This window comes from Pedococcus sp. KACC 23699, assembly GCF_045348425.1.
GTDB lineage: Bacteria > Actinomycetota > Actinomycetes > Actinomycetales > Dermatophilaceae > Pedococcus.
Genome location: NZ_CP157483.1, coordinates 593,804 through 611,292 on the forward strand (window position 1 = coordinate 593,804; position 17,489 = coordinate 611,292).

The 17,489-nt window shown below is 70.6% G+C and carries 11 protein-coding genes; 4 read left to right on the plus strand and 7 right to left on the minus strand.

The window, feature by feature from the left end; translation table 11 throughout:
* Positions 1–7 precede the first annotated feature (7 nt).
* Together ABEG17_RS02750 and ABEG17_RS02755 are read right to left on the minus strand one after the other, a co-directional pair.
* Complete coding sequence (locus ABEG17_RS02750) at positions 8–625, minus strand: hypothetical protein (RefSeq protein WP_406831750.1); 618 nt, start codon at positions 623–625, stop codon at positions 8–10.
* A gap of 1,003 nt (positions 626–1,628) precedes the next feature.
* Positions 1,629–2,786, minus strand: a complete 1,158-nt coding sequence (locus ABEG17_RS02755; protein ID WP_406831751.1) for a CpaF family protein — start codon at positions 2,784–2,786, stop codon at positions 1,629–1,631.
* Positions 2,787–2,955: 169 nt separating this feature from the next.
* Between ABEG17_RS02755 and ABEG17_RS02760 the strand changes: the two genes are divergently transcribed.
* Both ABEG17_RS02760 and ABEG17_RS02765 read left to right on the plus strand, forming a co-directional pair.
* A complete protein-coding gene (locus ABEG17_RS02760; RefSeq protein WP_406831752.1) occupies positions 2,956–7,356 on the plus strand; it encodes an FtsK/SpoIIIE domain-containing protein in 4,401 nt (1,466 codons plus the stop codon).
* A complete protein-coding gene (locus ABEG17_RS02765; RefSeq protein WP_406831753.1) occupies positions 7,353–7,751 on the plus strand; it encodes a PPOX class F420-dependent oxidoreductase in 399 nt (132 codons plus the stop codon). Before ABEG17_RS02760 ends, ABEG17_RS02765 begins: the two co-directional genes overlap by 4 nt.
* Positions 7,752–7,804: 53 nt before the next feature.
* On the opposite strand, the gene ABEG17_RS02770 is transcribed toward ABEG17_RS02765, so the two are convergent.
* Positions 7,805–8,284 carry a hypothetical protein gene (locus ABEG17_RS02770; RefSeq protein ID WP_406831754.1) on the minus strand — a complete coding sequence of 160 codons (480 nt, stop codon included), beginning with the start codon at positions 8,282–8,284 and terminating at the stop codon, positions 7,805–7,807.
* A 408-nt stretch (positions 8,285–8,692) separates the two neighbouring features.
* Here ABEG17_RS02770 and ABEG17_RS02775 point away from each other — a divergent pair, with 408 nt between their 5' ends.
* Positions 8,693–8,941: a WhiB family transcriptional regulator gene (locus tag ABEG17_RS02775; protein WP_056916954.1), complete on the plus strand. Its 249-nt coding sequence runs from the start codon at positions 8,693–8,695 to the stop codon at positions 8,939–8,941.
* 81 nt (positions 8,942–9,022) lie between these two features.
* Here the strand turns inward: ABEG17_RS02775 and ABEG17_RS02780 are convergent, their stop codons facing one another.
* From ABEG17_RS02780 to ABEG17_RS02795, 4 genes are read right to left on the minus strand one after another with little or no spacing between them, the layout of a single operon-like run.
* Positions 9,023–10,516 carry a sensor histidine kinase gene (locus ABEG17_RS02780; RefSeq protein ID WP_406831755.1) on the minus strand — a complete coding sequence of 498 codons (1,494 nt, stop codon included), beginning with the start codon at positions 10,514–10,516 and terminating at the stop codon, positions 9,023–9,025.
* 9 nt (positions 10,517–10,525) lie between these two features.
* Entirely contained in the window at positions 10,526–11,401 is an 876-nt protein-coding gene (locus tag ABEG17_RS02785; protein WP_406831756.1) for an arylamine N-acetyltransferase, read from the minus strand.
* A complete protein-coding gene (locus tag ABEG17_RS02790; RefSeq protein WP_406831757.1) occupies positions 11,394–12,125 on the minus strand; it encodes an MOSC domain-containing protein in 732 nt (243 codons plus the stop codon). Before ABEG17_RS02790 ends, ABEG17_RS02785 begins: the two co-directional genes overlap by 8 nt.
* On the minus strand, positions 12,122–17,005 hold the full coding sequence (locus ABEG17_RS02795) for an NAD-glutamate dehydrogenase (protein WP_406831758.1): 4,884 nt from the start codon (positions 17,003–17,005) through the stop codon (positions 12,122–12,124). Before ABEG17_RS02795 ends, ABEG17_RS02790 begins: the two co-directional genes overlap by 4 nt.
* A 243-nt stretch (positions 17,006–17,248) precedes the next feature.
* On the opposite strand from ABEG17_RS02795, the gene ABEG17_RS02800 reads away from it, so the two are divergent.
* Positions 17,249–17,404, plus strand: coding sequence for a DUF6131 family protein (locus ABEG17_RS02800; RefSeq protein ID WP_406831759.1), 156 nt, complete (start codon positions 17,249–17,251; stop codon positions 17,402–17,404).
* Positions 17,405–17,489 lie beyond the last annotated feature (85 nt).

The following is a 17,489-nucleotide window of genomic DNA, read 5'->3' on the forward strand; positions in this document are numbered from 1 at the left end:
ATGCATGTCAACCACATCGGCGCGTTCCGACCAAACCCTGACCCTCTGATTCGCTAACGACCTGACCACGGGGTCCGGGCCCTTGCTCTGGCTCTGGCTCACGTGCGAGTGATGGAGCACAGACATCTTCAGCCCTGGCGGCTTCCATCAGGGGCGGGCAAAGAAAGCCCACCGGTTCGGCGCCATGAGCCGCATGGTCCATCGCGTCTGCGGGCGACAGACCAGTCAGAGACCACAGCACCGCCTGCGCCACGTCCGCCGAGGCAGCCCTAATCATGAACGCCTCGGACGGGGAGTACCCGGCGTGCTGCCAGAACATTGCCTCGTCGGCGAAAATCTCGGCATCGGCCCAGTCGCGCGCCTGTTCCTGCGTGAAGGTGCGAGCCCGAAACCCCGCAACGATCTCCGGCACGAGACGCCACCTCCAAGCGTCCGACGGGCCCATGCCCTGCATCTGAAAGGCCATCGCGTGCTCAGGCGTCACATCCGAGTCGAACCACTCCTTCGCGCGCTCAGGGGTGAACCCCATCTCGACGTAGTCCTCGAAGGCGTACCAGTTCGAGGCGTCACAGTTCGCTCGCTGCTCCGAGTAGTAGTACAGGTCAAAGTGGTGAGGAGTCGTCATGACCTAGTCATCGGCACGGCAACCGCCCACCGGGACCCCACGGCTTGAGCCGAATCCAACGCCGATCCGCCGATGGCTCGGACTGACCGAAGGCCCTCAAGTAAGGAAGCCCCATGGAACTCAAGCCCTTCACCTGCCGGTGCGGAAGCGCCACATTTCACGTCGTTGCCACCGTCTCCTTGCCGCTCCACGTGACGCCGCATGGGACGTCCTTGCTGACCAACCGCCTCCTAGGCAGCGTCACCAAGGTCGAGGGCTACTGCCTTGGCTGCGGCACTACGCACGCTGAAGGGCCTCACGGCGCCCTCGGTGCCGCCCGTGCGGCGGCAATCACGTACCTCGCTACCGCGCAGGTCAGTGAGGCTTGGTGATGCTCCACCACGAGCTCTCGAGCCTGGCGACGGAGCGACAGCCCGGCGGTATGAATGGAGCCCCCGAGCCCCCGAGCCCCGGCGTCGCTCGTAGGTCTCGCGGGCTCCCTGGAAAGGGTCCCAACAAGTCCCAAGGTCGACTGCTTCAACAAGAGATGGGCGGAGCCACGGCCACCCTGAACGTCCTATGGGTCGCATCCTCACTTGTCGATCCTCACACTGGTCGCAGACCAATTCAGGAATTGGCAATGGCGCCCGGATCAAACAGTGACGGCCAGAGTCGCTACACCTGCAGGCGGGCAGGAGCGCGACCCCTGCGTTGGCCACGACAACCACTCGGGCTTTGAACCAGAAGTCCCAGCGCTCGCGACGGCAGGCCCGTTCAGAATAGTGAGCACTCGACCAGAATCCTGGGCGCTTCTGAAGAGCAGACTCCGGTGCATCCGTCGCGACAAAGACCTGCCATGGCTACAAGCGTCGCTGCCACGCCCGGTCCCTGAGGGCGGTCAGGCGTCACCGCCCCCTGCCGCCCCAGGCATTGACGGGGCGGGGCCACTGGGTCGCAGACCAACTCCGGGGGCCAGTCAGGCGCGGGGACTTGCGATACAGCGATGGCTTCATAGAGGCGCGGGTCAGCCGCGGCGGCGGCACGGCCGCAGCGGGCCGCCTGCACCCGGTTGCGTCGTGGGCCCGTAGGCGTCCCGTCGCTGCCCCCGGGAGGGCGTCGACAAGACCTTGACGCGCCCCATGGCCCCGAGAGCACAATGGGACGGCCCAAACCCGATCCGATGTGACTGGGTGGGAAGCACGAACCGGCTGCCGACGTTCTCACCGGCGAGCAGCGGGAGCGTGCACATCTTGGTGATGGCCTCACGCGCACTGTTCGCATGGATGGTGCACATCCCGGGCAGTCCACTGTTGAGGGCGATGAGCAGGTCGAGGCTCTCGGCCTGGCGGACCTCCCCCACGATGATGCGGGAGGGCCGCATACGCAGTGCCTCCTTGACCAGGCGCCGAAGTGGGATCTCACCGGTGCCCTCGAGGCTCGGCTGGCGACACTGCATCGAGGCCACGTCACGCAGGGGGATCTTCAGCTCGAAGACCTCTTCACACGTGACCACCCGCTCGCGGGCGGGAATGGCTGCGCTGAGGCAGTTGAGCAGCGTGGTCTTGCCGGCCTGCGTCCCTCCTGCGACCAGGATGTTCAGTCCTGCGGCGACGGCGGCGCCGAGAAACGTGGCCGCCTGAGGCGTGAGCGTCCCCAGTGCGACCAGGTCGTCGAGGTGGCTGGCACGGACGACGAACTTGCGGATGTTGACGTTCCAGTGGGCCCGGGTGATGTCCGGGATCACGACGTGCAGACGCGAACCGTCGGGCAGCACCGCGTCGACGAACGGGCTCGACAGGTCGATCCTGCGCCCACTGGTCTTGAGCATCCGCTCCACCAGGTCCCGCACGCCGTCGGCCGTCAGGAAGGTCGTGGTCAGCTCGGCGACCCCACCCCGGGCGATGAACACCTTGGTGGGCTCGTTGATCCAGATCTCTTCCACCTGCGGATCGTCGAAGTACGGCTGCAGGGGCCCGAACCCTGCCACCGCGTCGACCACGGACTTCACGGCGTCCTCGATGCTGGGCAACGTCGGGAGGCCGCCGTGAAGGGAACGCTCGTCGTAGTCGGCCACCGCTTCGCGAACCAGTCGGTCGAGCGCCCTGGTGTCGCGGGCAGGGTCGATCCCGGATCGCCGGATGATCTCGCGCACCTCCGACTCCACGGTCATGACCGCGTCCATCGCCACCCCCCCTGGACCTGTACCGCACGGCTCGCTGTGGCCCCCGCCACGGGCACGAGCCCGGTGTGTCTGCCGCATACTAGGACGAACCGACCACCTACGTCCTCGCGAATCCACAGGTGTGGAGAACCGCAGGGCCGGGTTGTGCCTGGGCCCTAGCGTCCGGGTCATGCGACTTCGGTTGACCGTGACGCACCGGCCGCCCTCGTCGACCGGCCCTCCCGGGCTGTCGAGCGACGAGGTCGACGTGGACGCACCTGCGGGCTCCACGGTCGGCGCACTGGTGGATGCACTCGCGCACCACTTGGGCGCCGACGACGACGCTGCCGACCCCGCGGTCGCAGCCCCGGCCCCGGCCCGCGAGCGACTCAGCCTGGTCGTGGGCGGCACGGTGCTCGACCCGCGCGCAGCCATGGGCGAGCCGCCGCTGCTCGACGGAGCCGCCGTGTCGTTGCGAAGACGAGCTTCGTCCCAGGGCAGTGACATTCGCACGAACAGGCGACGCCGAGCGATCGCCGTCCTGGCGGTGGTGCACGGCCCGGACTGCGGTCGCACGATCGACCTGCACCCGGGTCGGCACCGCCTCGGCAGGTCGAGCGACGCCGAGGTCCGCATCGACGACGCGAGCCTGTCCCGGCTGCACACCGAGGTGCGCGTGGAAGCCGGCGGGGTGACGGTCCAGGACCTCGACTCGACCAACGGCACGCTGGTCGACGGTGAGGCCGTCACCGGCGAACCCGTCACCGTCACCACGGCCAGCACCATCCACGTCGGCGACACGATCCTCGCCCTGCGCCATGCCGGCGTCGTGCCCGCGGCGACGACGGCCACCGGTGAGGGCACGCTGTCGGTCAACCGGCGCCCGCGCGTACCCGAGCACCACGCACCTGCCGGCGTCGCGCTGCCGACCCGTCCGGAACCACCGCGGCGGAGCCGGGTGCCGTGGGTGGCGGCGCTGCTCCCGCTGCCGGTAGCCGCGGTGCTGGCCGTCGTGGTCGGCCCCACGATGCTCGCCTTCGCCCTGATGGGTCCCGTCCTCATGCTCGGCACCTCCCTGAGCGACCGGTGGGGTGGGCGCCGGACGTATGCGGCGGAGCTGGCCTCGTACGACCGCGAGCTCCGCGCGGCCGAGGACAGGGTCGACGCCGCCTGCCGCGACGAGCTGCGCTCACTCGCCCGATCGCACCCCGACCCCGCCATGGTCGCGGGGATCGCCGCCGGCCCTTCTGAACGCGTCTGGGAGCGCCGTCGTGGTGATGACGACGCCCTGACCGTGGCGATCGGTCGGTGCCGCCGGGACGCCTCGGTCCGCCTGACCCCTCCGCCCGCGGACGAGGTCACGCAGCCACAGATCGGGGACGCGCCCTGCACCCTCTCCCTCGCCGACGTGGGGGTGCTCGGCCTCTGTGGCGACCGTGACCGGGTCACGGCCTCGGCGCGGTGGCTGATCGGCCAGCTGGTGACGCTCCACTCCCCCGCGGACCTGCAGGTCGTGTGCTTGCCCGGTGATGACGAGGCAGCCGAACGGTGGCGCTGGGTGTCGCGGGTCCCCCACTCGACACCCTCAGTGGGCGAACCGCGTTCCCCTTCCTCCGAGACCCCCGCGGCGACGGCGACCACGGCCGTGACCGTCCTGGCCACCGCGGTCCGTGACCGCGAGGGCGCCTACCGCGCCACTGCACGGGAGGGACCAACCATCGTGGTGGTGCTGGACGGCGTCGCCACCTACCGGTCCCACCCCGACCTCGCCACGGTGCTCGCCGACGGACCCGGGGTCGGCGTCGTGTGCCTTGCGCTCGATGACGACCGCAGCGCCCTGCCGCACGAGGCCGGCGCCGTCCTCGAGTTGCCGCACGACGGTTCCGCGAGCCTTCACCTGCCGGGCCACCGGCACCAGGACCTCGTCGTCGACGGTGTCGCGGAGGCGTGGGCGGAGCGCCTGAGCCGATCCTTGGCCCCGCTGCGGGATGCGACGCCGTCGGGCGGGGTGTCCGCCCTTCCGTCCACGACCGGCCTGCTGGCTTGCCGTTCCCCGTCGGCGGCTCGGGAGGGCAGCACCCGCGCAGCCCTCGCGGACCCGACGACGCTTGCCGAGGCGTGGCGACGACGACCCCACCGCACCTCGGTGCCCGTCGGGGTGTGCAGCACGGGGACCTTCACCATCGACCTCGCAGCCGACGGACCGCACGTCCTCGTCGCCGGGACGACCGGTGCCGGCAAGTCGGAGCTGCTGCGCACGCTCGTGGCCAGCCTCGCCCTGCACAACACGCCGCAGCACCTGTCCTTCGTCCTCGTCGACTACAAGGGTGGCGCCGCCTTCCGCGACTGCGCCGAGCTCCCCCACGTGGCGGGCGTCGTCACGGACCTCGACGACCACCTCGCGGCGCGGGCGTTGACCTCGCTGACTGCGGAGATCACCCGGCGTGAACGTCTGCTCCGTGACGCGGACGCCACGGATTTCCTGTCGTACCAGAGCAGTCCGGCTGGCGCCGAGTCGCCGCTCGCACGGCTGGTTGTCGTGGTCGACGAGTTCCGCGCCCTCGCCGAGGAGCTGCCGTCCTTCGTCGACGGACTCCTCCGTGTCGCGTCCCTGGGACGATCCCTGGGCATCCACCTCGTCCTGGCCACGCAGCGGCCGGCGGGTGTCGTCACCGCCGACATCAAGGCCAACGTCAACCTGCGGATCGCCCTGCGCATGCGCGACCGGGTGGACTCCGAGGACGTCATCGACAGCCCTGCAGCGGCAGGCCTGGACCCTGCCGCGCCTGGCCGGGCACACGCGCGGACCGGTGGTGGGCGTCTCGTCGAGTTCCAGGCTGCGCACGTGGGCTCGGCCGCCGCCGAGGATCTCGGGCCACGACCGATACGCGTCCGCCGCAGGACCCGTGACACCCCTACCGCATGGACGCCGCCGACCAGCGACACCGGGCGCACCGAGCTCGCCACCATCGTGGACGCCGTGCTGGAGGCGACGGCCGCGGCACGACTCGACCCGGCCCCCGCGGCATGGTTGCCACCGCTGCCGGCGCACCTGCCACACTCCTCCCTGCCAGGGACGCACGACCCGTCGGTGGTGCACTTCGGTCTCGTGGACCTGCCCGAGCAGCAACGCCAGGATCCGCTGGCGTTCGACCTGCGCGCCCGCGGCCACTGGGCCGTCGTCGGCGGCCCAGGCAGCGGCCGATCGACGACCCTGCTCACCCTGGTCAGGTCGCTGTGCGCGGGGCAGGGCCCGGAACGGTTGCACGTGTATGCCGTGAGTGGCGGCAGCCTTGCTGCCCTCACCTCCCTGGCCCAGGTCGGCGCCAGCATCGACTGGAGCGACACCCATCGGGTGACGCGTCTGGTCGCACGGCTGTCCGCCGAGGTGGGCGAACGTCGCGCGGCCCTGGCTCGCCGGGGCTGCACGACGCTCGACGAGTGGCGGAGCGAAGGCGACGGAACCGACCCGGCTCCGCCACCCATGCTGCTGCTGGTCGACGACTGGGAACTCGCCGTGAGCCGGCACGACGACCTCCAGCTCGCAACCCTCGTCGACCGGCTGCTCGCCCTGCTCCGTGAGGGTGAGCAGGTCGGACTGACCGCGGTCCTGGCCGGGGACCGCTCCCTGCTGCTGGGTCGCGTCGGCGCAACCGTCAGCCACCGGGTGCTGCTGCGCCTGGCCGACCCCCTCGACGCGGCGCTGCTGGGACTGGCCCCACGCCAGGTCGCCGTGCTGCACAGGCCGGGGCAGGGCCTGACCTCCGACGGGCACCTCGTCCAGCTGGCCCTCCCACCGGATCCGCTGCGCCCCGGCGGGCCTTCCGGGACGCCGCTCCCTCCGCACCGAGGTGGACGCACCGGGGGTCCGCTTCGCGTCGACCCCCTGCCGGACACCGTTCGCGAGGACCAACTGGCCCACCACGACCTGGCCGCCGGCACGGTCGTGCTCGGAATCGGCGGGGACGATGCCGCCACCCTCGGCCTCGACCCCGACCGAGACGGGCGTCGCTGGCTCATCGCCGGATCCGCCGGCTCAGGCGTGTCCACGGCCCTGCTCCTGGTGGCCAGGAGCCTGTGCGCAGCCGGCCGACCCGTCGCCGTCGTCGCCCTCCGCGGCGGCCCCCTCGACACGCTGCGGTCCGATCCCGCGATCGCCGTCTGGTGCGACGGCACGGACAACGCCACCCTCGTGGCCGCGAGGCGACGGACACCGTCCCTCGCCGTGGTGGTGGACACCGCCGACGAGCTGCTCGACCACCCGGTGGAACCGGTTCTGCGCGAGGTCTCCCGCCTCGTCGACCGCGACGACGGACTGCTGGTGGTCGGTGCCAGCTCACCGGTCGTGGCCTCGAGCTACCGCGGGCTCGCCGTCGAGATCGCGCGCCACCGCACCGGCATCCTGCTCGGTCCGTCGTCGAGCGCCGACGCCCAGGCGCTGGGGGTGCGGGTGCCGGCGGACCGCGAAAGCCGGCCCGGTCGTGGCCACCTCGTGCGCCGCGGCGATCTCGTCCCGGTGCAGCTCGCCCTACCCACCGCGGCTCCAGCTGCCCTGCCGACCACCGACGGTCGGGGTAGCGTCACGCCATGACCACCGCCCCCGCCCTCGCCGCCCTCGGCGACGAGAAGTTCGTGTCCCTCACCACGTTCCGCAGGTCCGGGGTGGGAGTCCCCACCCCGGTCTGGGTCGGCCGCGAGGGCGACGCCCTCGTGGTGACCACCCCCGCCGGCAGCGGGAAGGTGAAGCGGCTGCGCAACGACGATCGAGTCGAGATCCGGCCCTGTTCGCGCCGAGGCGTCGTCGCGGACGGAGCGCCGAGGATCACCGCGGCGGCGCAGCTGGTCGAGGGCCCGGAGGCGATGCGACGGCTCGACGCCGTTCTCAAGCCCAAGTACGGCGCCGAGTACCGAGTGGTGATGCTCATCGAGAAGATCATGCGCCGCGGGCACACCGACCGCGTCATGCTGCGCATCACCTCGGTCTGAGTGAGCCGCTACGTCAGTGAGCGCAGAACGCGCTCAGTGACGTAGCGCCGGCGTCACCCCTTCGACGCTCCGCCGAACCCTCCACCCTCGGTCGCATCATCGCGATCGGCCGTGTCCGCCCGCGCTGCGGACACGATGCCCAGCGCCGCCACGAGGGCCAGCACCAGCGCGACCACGCCTCGCCCCGCCTGGAAGAGGCTCCAGGCAGCGGGGAGCAGCAAGAGGTTCCAGACGATCGTCGGAGTGTTCGGCCAGTTGGCTCCCTTCCACCACCCCCGCGCCAGGGCCCCGATGCCGAGGGCGAACGCGAGGATCAGGAGCGCCGACATGACGACCAGCACCGCGTCCTTGCTCGCCCCCTGGGTCAGCTCCCACAGGTAGAACGCGACGAAACCCAGCAGGGACAACGCCTGCACCGCGCAGACGAGGGCCGCAAGATCACGGAAGACGTCCCGCGGCGCGCCGGAGGCACCGGCTCCGGGACCGGTCGGACGGTCGGCGGCGGAGTCGGTCTGGCCCGGCTGGTCGGTCACCACCACAGGCTAGGCGCAGGACGCCCGTCCCACGGGTCGGGCACCCTGCGAGCCACCGACAGGTACCGCGCCATACCGACGCAACGGCGGCAATGTGACCAAAACCTCACGGTTACGCGGCGGTTACCTGCGCGCAGGGGTGCCCAAACTCGACTTCATCTGTGACTCTGGAACAGAAACGTGAGACGGCCCGTTGGCAGAATTGCGCCCCGCCCCCCAAAATGGCTACGTCGCACGTGTTTCACCGCCCGCGAACAGAGGCTCGGCTAGGCTAGCCGGTCGTCCCTGATCTCCGGGAGAACCATCCCCTGCACACCCCGCAATGACGCGCCGTGCCCCATCAGGCCCGTCATCCCTGGGCCCATGGACCGGCGCACTTCCCCCTGCACAACAAGGAGCACGATCTTCATGGATTGGCGCGACCGCGCTGCCTGCCTCGACGAGGACCCTGAGCTGTTCTTCCCCATCGGGAACACCGGCCCAGCCATCCTCCAGATCGAGGAGGCCAAAGTTGTCTGCCGACGCTGCGAGGTCGTCGACACCTGCCTCAAGTGGGCCATCGAGTCCGGTCAGGACGCTGGCGTCTGGGGCGGCATGTCCGAGGACGAGCGCCGCGCGCTCAAGCGGCGCAACGCCCGCGCCCGTCGCGCCGGCTGAGCCACAGCTCCACCCCACCCTTTCTCCGAGTGCCCCAGGTCGCGGATCCCGCGAGCTGGGGCACTCGTTCTGCTGCCTGCGCTAGGAGCCGTCGCGTCCGAGCGGCCGCAGCCGGGCGACGAAGCGGGCGCGAGTGCCGCGCGGCTCGGCCGGCTCCCACACGATCCGGCCACGAAGGTCCTGCACCAGCGACTCGACGATCTGGGTGCCCAGACCCGAGGTCCCGGGCCTGAATCCCGGCGGCAGACCGACCCCGTCGTCGGTGATCGCCACCGACAGGACCTCGTCACCCCGGTCGTCGGTCGACCGCTGCGCGTCGACACGGATCGTGCCGTCGGTGACGTCGGCCAAGCCGTGCTCGACGGCGTTCTGCACGAGCTCGGACAGGATCATCGCCATCGCGGTCGCGTCCTCGGCGCGCAGCATCCCGAACGACCCCACCACCTCGGTCGTGATCGGGTGCTCGACCTTGGCCACCTCGGTGATGGCCTGCAGCCCGCGGACGGCGATGTCGTCGAACTCCACCGTCTCGTCGAACCCCTGGCTCAACGTCTCGTGGACCAGGGCGATCACCCCCACCCGCCGGACGGCCTCCTCCAGCGCCACCCGCCCCGCCTCGCCCTCCGGCAGCCGACGGGCCTGCAGACGCAGCAACGCCGCCACCGTCTGCAGGTTGTTCTTCACCCGGTGGTGGATCTCGCGGATGGTCGCGTCCTTGGTGATGAGCTCGCGCTCACGCCGTCGAAGCTCGGACACGTCACGCAGCAGGAGCAGCGCCCCCACACGCTGTCCGGCCTCGGTGATGGGGATGGCGCGCATCGAGACGCTCGACCCACGCGAGCTCACCTCCGTGCGCCACGGCGCACGCCCCGTGACGACCAGGGCCAGCGACTCGTCGACCGGTGACTCGTCACGCAGGAGGTCGGCGACGACCTTCGCGAACAGCTCGTCGACGACGTCACCGACGTGGCCGAGCCGGTGGACCGCCGAGAGCGCGTTGGGGCTGGCGTAGGTCACGATGCCGTTGACGTCGAGCCGGATCACGCCGTCGCCGACGCGCGGCGCGCCGCGGCGCTGACCTGTCGGCGCCGACACGTTGGGGAACTCCCCCGCCGCGATCATCCTGGCCAGGGCGTCGGCCAGCGACTGGTAGGTCAGCTCGAGGCGGCTCGGGGTGCGCATCGCGGCCAGGTTGGTGTGCCGGGTGATGACTGCCAGTGCCCGGCCGTTCTTCACGACCGGGATGGCCTCTTCGCGCACGGGCATGTCGTCACGGAAGATCGGGTCGCGCTCGCGCACGATGCGGCGGTCCGCGTAGGCCTGGTCGAGCAGCGACTGTCGGCCCCGGTGCGTGCGCCGCCCGACGACGTCCTCGAAGAACACCATCTGGCCGGTGGTGGGGCGGACGTGGGCCACGGCGAGCCAGCCCTCGAGGCCGCCGGGCACCCACAGGACGAGGTCGGCGAAGGACAGGTCGGAGATGAGCTGCCAGTCACCGACGAGCAGCTGGAGCCACTCGACCTCACCAGGGGCAAGGTCGGTCGACGCGTGGAGCACCTCGTTGAGCGTGGGCACGCACGGAGCCTAACCGCGGCGTCCGGACCCCACCCACGCGCGGTGCGCCTCAAGCATCCGCGCGAAGAGCCCGCGCAGCTCTGTAGCCGGCACGTCGGACACGGGCAGGCCGACGACGTCGGTCAGGGCGGACCGCCACTCCTCGAACGTGACCAGCTCCTGCTCCCGGCGTCCGGTGGTCCGGACCCGGGACAGGAGGCAGCCGCGCAACGTCACGACCTGCTCCGCCTCACGGCGCTGGACGACCAGCAGCTGGGTGAACGACGAGGTCGGCGACGTCGAGAGGTGCTGGTGGGCCAGCTCCACGGCCGCGTCGTCGCTCGGCCGGTCGCTGACGACCAAGCCGGCGAAGGACCCGCTGAGATCGTGCCGGAACGTCCAGCCCGACTCACCGAGGCCCTCGATCGAGTAGCTGAACCCGGCGTCGTCGCGCACCACCCCGTCGGTCAGGCGCAGGGGACGGGCGAACCCGTCGCCGAGACCGACGTCGAACCACCAGCGACCGGCCTCCCCCGAGACCCGCACGACGAGGACCAGGTGGTTGAGCGAGGACACCTGCTCCGCCGGCGGCGTCGCCGGCAAACCCGGCGTCGTCCCGACGTGCCCGTGGCGCCGCTCGACGGCATACCCGAGGCTCTCCAGGAGCAGGGCTGCTGCCCCGTTCTGGTGGAAGCAGTACCCCAGCCGTCCCAGCGCGGCCACCCTGGCGACACTGTCCTGCGGCGCCACGGACGGCGGGCGCCCGAGCATGATGCCGAGGTTCTCGTAGGGGATCTGCGCCAGGTGGCGTTCGTGCAGCACCTGCAGCGTGGCGAGCGTCGGTTCCGGCGGCTCGTCGAAACCCAACCGGCGCAGGTAGGCCTCGCGGCCCGGCAGGTCAGGCAAGTCCCGCCTCGTCGCCCAGGGCGATGCGGCCGGGAGCCACCACCTCGGCGTACACCCCGGCTCTGAGGTCGTGGTGGACCGAGACGACCTTCAGCATGCCGGGACGCGGCGGCAGGTCGACCTGGGCGACGCCCACCATGCGGCAGCGCTCGGTGCGATCGGTGACGCGCAGGCGCACGCCACCGATGCTGACCTCGTGTCCGACCCAGGACTCCTCGACGTACGGCTCCTGGGTCTCGACCACGATGTTGGTGCGCAGGTGGCGGGGGTCGAGCGGGCGACCGTCCCCCTCGTGGCGCCCCAGCTCGGCGAGAGTCGCCGTGCCGACGACGGAGACCGGTGCCGCGTCCTGGTGGGGTATGGCGTCCTCCCGGCGCAGCCGGACCGGCTCGCGGAAGTGCGTGCTGAGGGCGGTGTCGGCGCCCGACTCCCCGGCGACCACCTCGGTCCCGTCGGGCAGGACGAGCACCGTGTCACCGCCGCGGCGGCTCGCCACCAACGCGAACACCTCGTCCATCCGCCGCAAGCGCCGGGTGTGCTTGCCGGAGGCGAGCTTGTCGGCCTGGTCGTAGACGGCCCACTCCCGGTCACCGGCGACACCGCTCGGAGTCACCTCGAGGGCAGCGAGCGACTCCCCACCGGCCGCCTTGACGGGGAAGCAGCGCAGCGCCACGACGCGACCGGCGGGGCCTGCCCCCACCTCGGAGCCGGACAGGGTGCTCACGAGGTGGCAGCGCCCGAGCGGATGACCGAACGCAGCGTCCGCAGCGCCACGGAGAGCGCAGCGATGTTGGGGTGGTCGAGCCGTTCGATGCCGGACAGGGCCGACGTGGCGCGGGTGAGCGACTCGGCGTTGGCCCGGGCCCATGCGTCGTAGCGCGCCGCCGGCGCATCACCGGTCGTCGAGGTGTCCATCACCGATCGGACGAGGCTTTCCAGCACGGCATACAGGTCGTCTCGCAGGGCACCACGGGCCAGGGCGTCCCAGCGGTCGTCGCGCGGGAGGCTGGTGACGCGCGAGAGCATCGCGTCGATGCCGAACTTCTCCGACAGCACGAAGTAGAGGCAGGCGATGTCGGCCGGCTCCTCCCCCGTGTCGGTCGCGATGTCGACGATGTCGAGCAGCGAGAACTGGTCGAGCAGACTCGCCGAACGGAGTGCAAGCTCGCCGGGAACACCGAGCTCCTCCAGCTTGGCGGTGTTGCGCTGCAACCGCTGGAGCTCCCCTCCCTTGAGCATCTCCGGGATCTTGGGCGCGAACTCGCGGACCACCGAGCCGAACCTCGTGACCTCGCCGGCCACGTCGAGGCGCGAAGGCCGCGACGTGAGGAACCAGCGGATCGAACGGTCGATGAGCCGACGGAACTCGAGGTAGAGGTCGCTCTGCACCTCGGTGGTGACGACGTTGTCGAGCGCCTCGACCTCACGCACGAAGCTCGGCAGGTCGAAGATCTCGCGGCACACGACGAAGGCTCGGGCGATCTGCTCCGGCGTCGCACCGGTCTCCTCCATCGCACGGAACGCGAAGGTGATGCCGCCGCGGTTGACCATGGAGTTGACCACCGAGTTGGTGATGATCTCGCGGCGCAGCGGGTGGGCGGCGAGCTCACCGGCGAACTGCTCGCGCAGGGCAGCCGGGAAGTAGTCGGTCAGCGTCTGCTGGAACCACGGGTCGTCGGGCAGCCCGGTCGGGAGCAGGTCGTCCTTGAGGGCGAGCTTGGCATACGCCACGAGCACGGAGAACTCCGGCGACTTCAGCCCCAGACCCTCCTGGGCCCGCCGGTCGATCTCGCTGTCGCCGGGCAGGAACTCCAGTGCGCGGTCGAGGTCGCCCCGCTCCTCCAGCCAGTGGATGAGTCGCTGGTGCACGGGAAGCATCGGGTGCTCCTGGGCTCGCGCGTTGCCCAGCAGCACGTTCTGCTCGTAGTTGTCGCGCAGCACCTGGTGGGCCACGTCGTCGGTCATCGACGCGAGCAGGGTGTTGCGCTGCTTGAGGGTCATGTCGCCGGCCCGCACCAGGTCGGTGAGCAGGATCTTGATGTTGACCTCGTGGTCGGAGGTGTCGACGCCGGCGCTGTTGTCGATGGCATCGGTGTTGACCCGCACGCCGTGCAGGGACGCCTCGACGCGGCCCAGCTGCGAGAGGCCGAGGTTGCCGCCCTCACCGACGACCTTGCAGCGCAACGCCTTCCCGTCGACGCGGATGGCGTCGTTGGCCCGGTCACCGATGTCGGAGCTCGACTCGCTGGCGGCCTTGACGTAGGTGCCGATCCCGCCGTTCCAGAGGAGGTCGACCGGGGCCTGGAGGATGGCCTTCATCAGCTCGGCGGGCGTCATCGTCGCGGTGCCCTGGGGCAGCCCGAGCGCCTCGACCATCTCGGGGGTGACCCGGATGGACTTCAGCGAGCGGTCGAAGATGCCGCCGCCCGCGCTGATCAGTGAGGAGTCGTAGTCGGCCCACGACGACCGGGGCAGGTCGAAGAGACGCTGACGCTCCGGGAAGCTCGTCGCCGCAACGGGATCCGGGTCGACGAAGATGTGGCGGTGGTCGAACGCGGCCACGAGGCGGATGTGTTCCGAGAGCAGCATGCCGTTGCCGAAGACGTCGCCGCTCATGTCGCCGATGCCGACGGCGGTGAAGTCCTCGGTCTGGGTGTCGACCCCCATCTCGCGGAAGTGCCGCTTGACCGACTCCCACGCGCCGCGGGCGGTGATCCCCATCGCCTTGTGGTCGTAGCCCGCCGAGCCACCGGAGGCGAAGGCGTCGTCGAGCCAGAAGCCGTAGGACTGCGCGACCCCGTTGGCGATGTCGGAGAAGGTCGCCGTGCCCTTGTCGGCCGCGACCACGAGGTAGCTGTCGTCCTCGTCGTGGCGGACGACCGACGACGGCGGCACGATCTCGCCCGCGACACGGTTGTCGGTCAGGTCGAGCAGGCCGGAGATGAAGACCTTGTACGAGGCGATGCCCTCGGCCAGCCAGGCGTCCCTGTCGATGGACGGGTCTGGCAGCTGCTTCGCGTAGAAGCCACCCTTGGACCCGGTCGGCACGATGACGGCGTTCTTGACCATCTGCGCCTTGACGAGCCCCAGCACCTCGGTACGGAAGTCCTCACGACGGTCGGACCAGCGCAACCCCCCTCGGGCCACCGGGCCGAACCTCAGGTGGACGCCCTCGACACGCGGCGAGTAGACGAAGATCTCGAACTGCGGCCGCGGGGCGGGCAGGTCGGGGACCTTGGTGGGGTTGAGCTTGATCGAGACGTACGACTTGTCGGCGCCGCCGGTGTCCTGCTGGTAGTAGTTCGTGCGCAAGGTCGCCTGGATGACCCCGAGGAACGCCCGGATGATGCGGTCGTGGTCGAGGGACTTCACCTCGTCGAGGCCGGCGGTGATCTCCTCGACCAGCGCCGCCTCGGCGGCATCGCGCTCGTCCCCGGCGACCGCGCCATACAGGCTGGGGTCGAAGCGTGCCTCGAAGAGGGCGACGAGTCGGCCGGCGAGCCGCAGGTTCTGGACCAGCGCGGACTCGACGTAGTCCTGGGAGAAGGTCGAGCCGGTCTGGCGCAGGTACTTCGCGACCGTGCGCAGGATGACGACCTGGCGCCAGGTCAGCCCCGCGCCGAGGACGAGGGCGTTGAACCCGTCGGACTCGGCCCGACCGTTCCACACCGCACCCACGGCGTCCTGGAACAGCTCGCGCAGCCGGTCTCGGCCACCCTCACCGGACCACACCTTGGCGTTGCGGACGCGCAGCCCGAAGTCGTAGACCCAGAGGTGCACCCCGTCACCTCGGGACACCTCGTAGGGCCGTTCGTCGACGACCTCGACACCCATGTGCGTGAACATCGGGAGCACCTGGGTCAGGGACAGCGGGCTGCGGCGGTAGAGCTTGAAACGCCGCTCCCCCGCCGGGGCCCCGGGCTCCTGGTACATGTTGAGGCCGGTGGCGTCGTCGTGCTCCAGTGCGTCCATGTGACGGATGTCGACGACCCCGACACGGGAGGTGAAGTCCTCCTTGTAGGCCTCGGGGAACGCACGCCCGTACAGCCCGGCCAGCCGCGCCGCGGCCTCCTCACCGTGCTCGGCGCGCGCCGCCTCGTTGAGGTCCTCCTCCCACGTGCGGGTCGCGTCGACGAGCTGCCGCTCGAGTACCGCCTCGTCCACGGGCGGGATGGACTCGCCGGACGGGACTCGCACGACGAAGTGGAGGCGGGCCAGCACCGACTCGGAGACACGAGTCGTGTAGTCGACCGTCGCGCCCGGGAACGCCTGCTGGAGAATGGATTCCATCTTGAGGCGGACGCCGGTGTTGTAGCGGTCGCGCGGGATGTAGACCAGCGCGGAGACGAACCGGCCGAACCGGTCGCGGCGCAAGAAGAGCTTGGTCTTGCGGCGCTCCTGCAGGTGCAGGACCGCGGTCGCGTTGTCGTGGAGGGACTCCTCGTCGGCCTGGAACAGCTCGTCGCGCGGGTAGTTCTCCAGGACCTCGAGCAGGTCCTTGCCTGAGTGCGAGTCGGGCAGGAAGCCGGTGCGCTCGAAGATCGCCGCCACCTTGTCGCGCAGCACCGGGACGCGGGTCACCGACTCGGTGTAGGCGCTGGAGGTGAAGAGTCCGAGGAACCGCTTCTCACCGGTGACCGCCCCGTCCTCGTCGAACTGCTTGACGCTGACGTAGTCGAGGTAGGTGTTGCGGTGCACGGTCGCCCGCGAGTTGGCCTTGGTGATGATGAGGAGCTCCGGCGCCCGGGCGACGTGACGAGCCTGCTCGGACAGCAGCACACCCTCACCGGTGGGGTCGTAGCGCAGCAGCCCGAGCCCGGTGCCGTGCACCGCCTGGAGGGTGTCGGCCTCCGCCCCGCGGTGCAGGGCGTACTCGCGGTAGCCGAGGAACGTGAAGTGGTTGCCGGCCAGCCACTCGAGCAGCCCCCGGGCCTGCTCGACCTCCGCAGCCGGTATGCCGTGCGGGGGCTTCTCGCCGAGCTCCACCGCGAGCGCGGCACAGGCCGCCTTCATCTTGGGCCAGTCCTCGACGGCCTCGCGGACGTTGGACAGCACACCCCGCAGACCTGCGGCGATGGCCTGCAGGTCCTCGCTCCGGGTGTCGCGGTCGATCTCGAGGTGCATCCACGACTCCCGGACCTCCCCGAACTCCCCGCTCTCGGACGATCCGTTGAGCAGCACCTGCTCGAGCTCGCCGGTCGCGTCACGGCGCACGCGCATCGTCGGGTGCACGACGAGGTGGACGGCCCGCTCCATGCGCTGCAGCTCGGCGGTGACCGAGTCGACGAGGAACGGCATGTCGTCGGTGACCACCTGGACGACGGTGTGGCCGCTGGCCCAGCCCTGCTCGGCGACGTCGGGGTTGAACACCTCGACCTTGGCCGTGCCGACCGGGCGGCTGGTCGCGAGCTCGCGGTGCGCCATCGCCGCACCGAGGAGGTCCTCGGGGGCGCGCGCGAGGAGGTCCTCGGTCGCCACGTGCCGGTAGTAGGCCTGCAGGAACTCCTCGACCTCACCCCCACCGTGCTCGGCGCGCTCCGCAGCGGAGTGCAGGAGTTGCTGACGGGACTGCTCCAGCGACGCAGACATGCTTGTGGTCGTCATCCTCACGGGGTCGTCGTGCATGCGGTGACGCACCTCGTCGTGCGTCGCCACGAGACTATCGCTCGTCACCCCGGCCGCTCACCGGCATCCGCGTCCTTCCCCGGATCTCGCGGGTCGCCGGGGCGCGACACTCCCGGGCTGCAGGCTCCCCGAGTGGCGCTTTGGGTTTGCGCAGGTCAGAGTGTGTCGTTGCAGCGCTCCCCTGCGCGCTGCACTCACCTCACCCATACAGAAGGAGTCCCCGTGATCATCCTCGGACTGATCCTGCTGATCGTCGGCCTGGTGGCCAGCATCCCGATCCTCACCACCATCGGCGTCATCCTCATCGTCGTCGGCGTCGTCCTGGCCCTCCTGGGCCGCGCGGGCAACGCCATCGGTGGCAGGAAGCACTGGTACTGATCCCACCCGGGTCTCTGAACGACGCGGCGGCCCCCGGCGAAACCCCTGCTCCGGCATGTGGGTATCGCCGGGGGTCGTTCCCGTT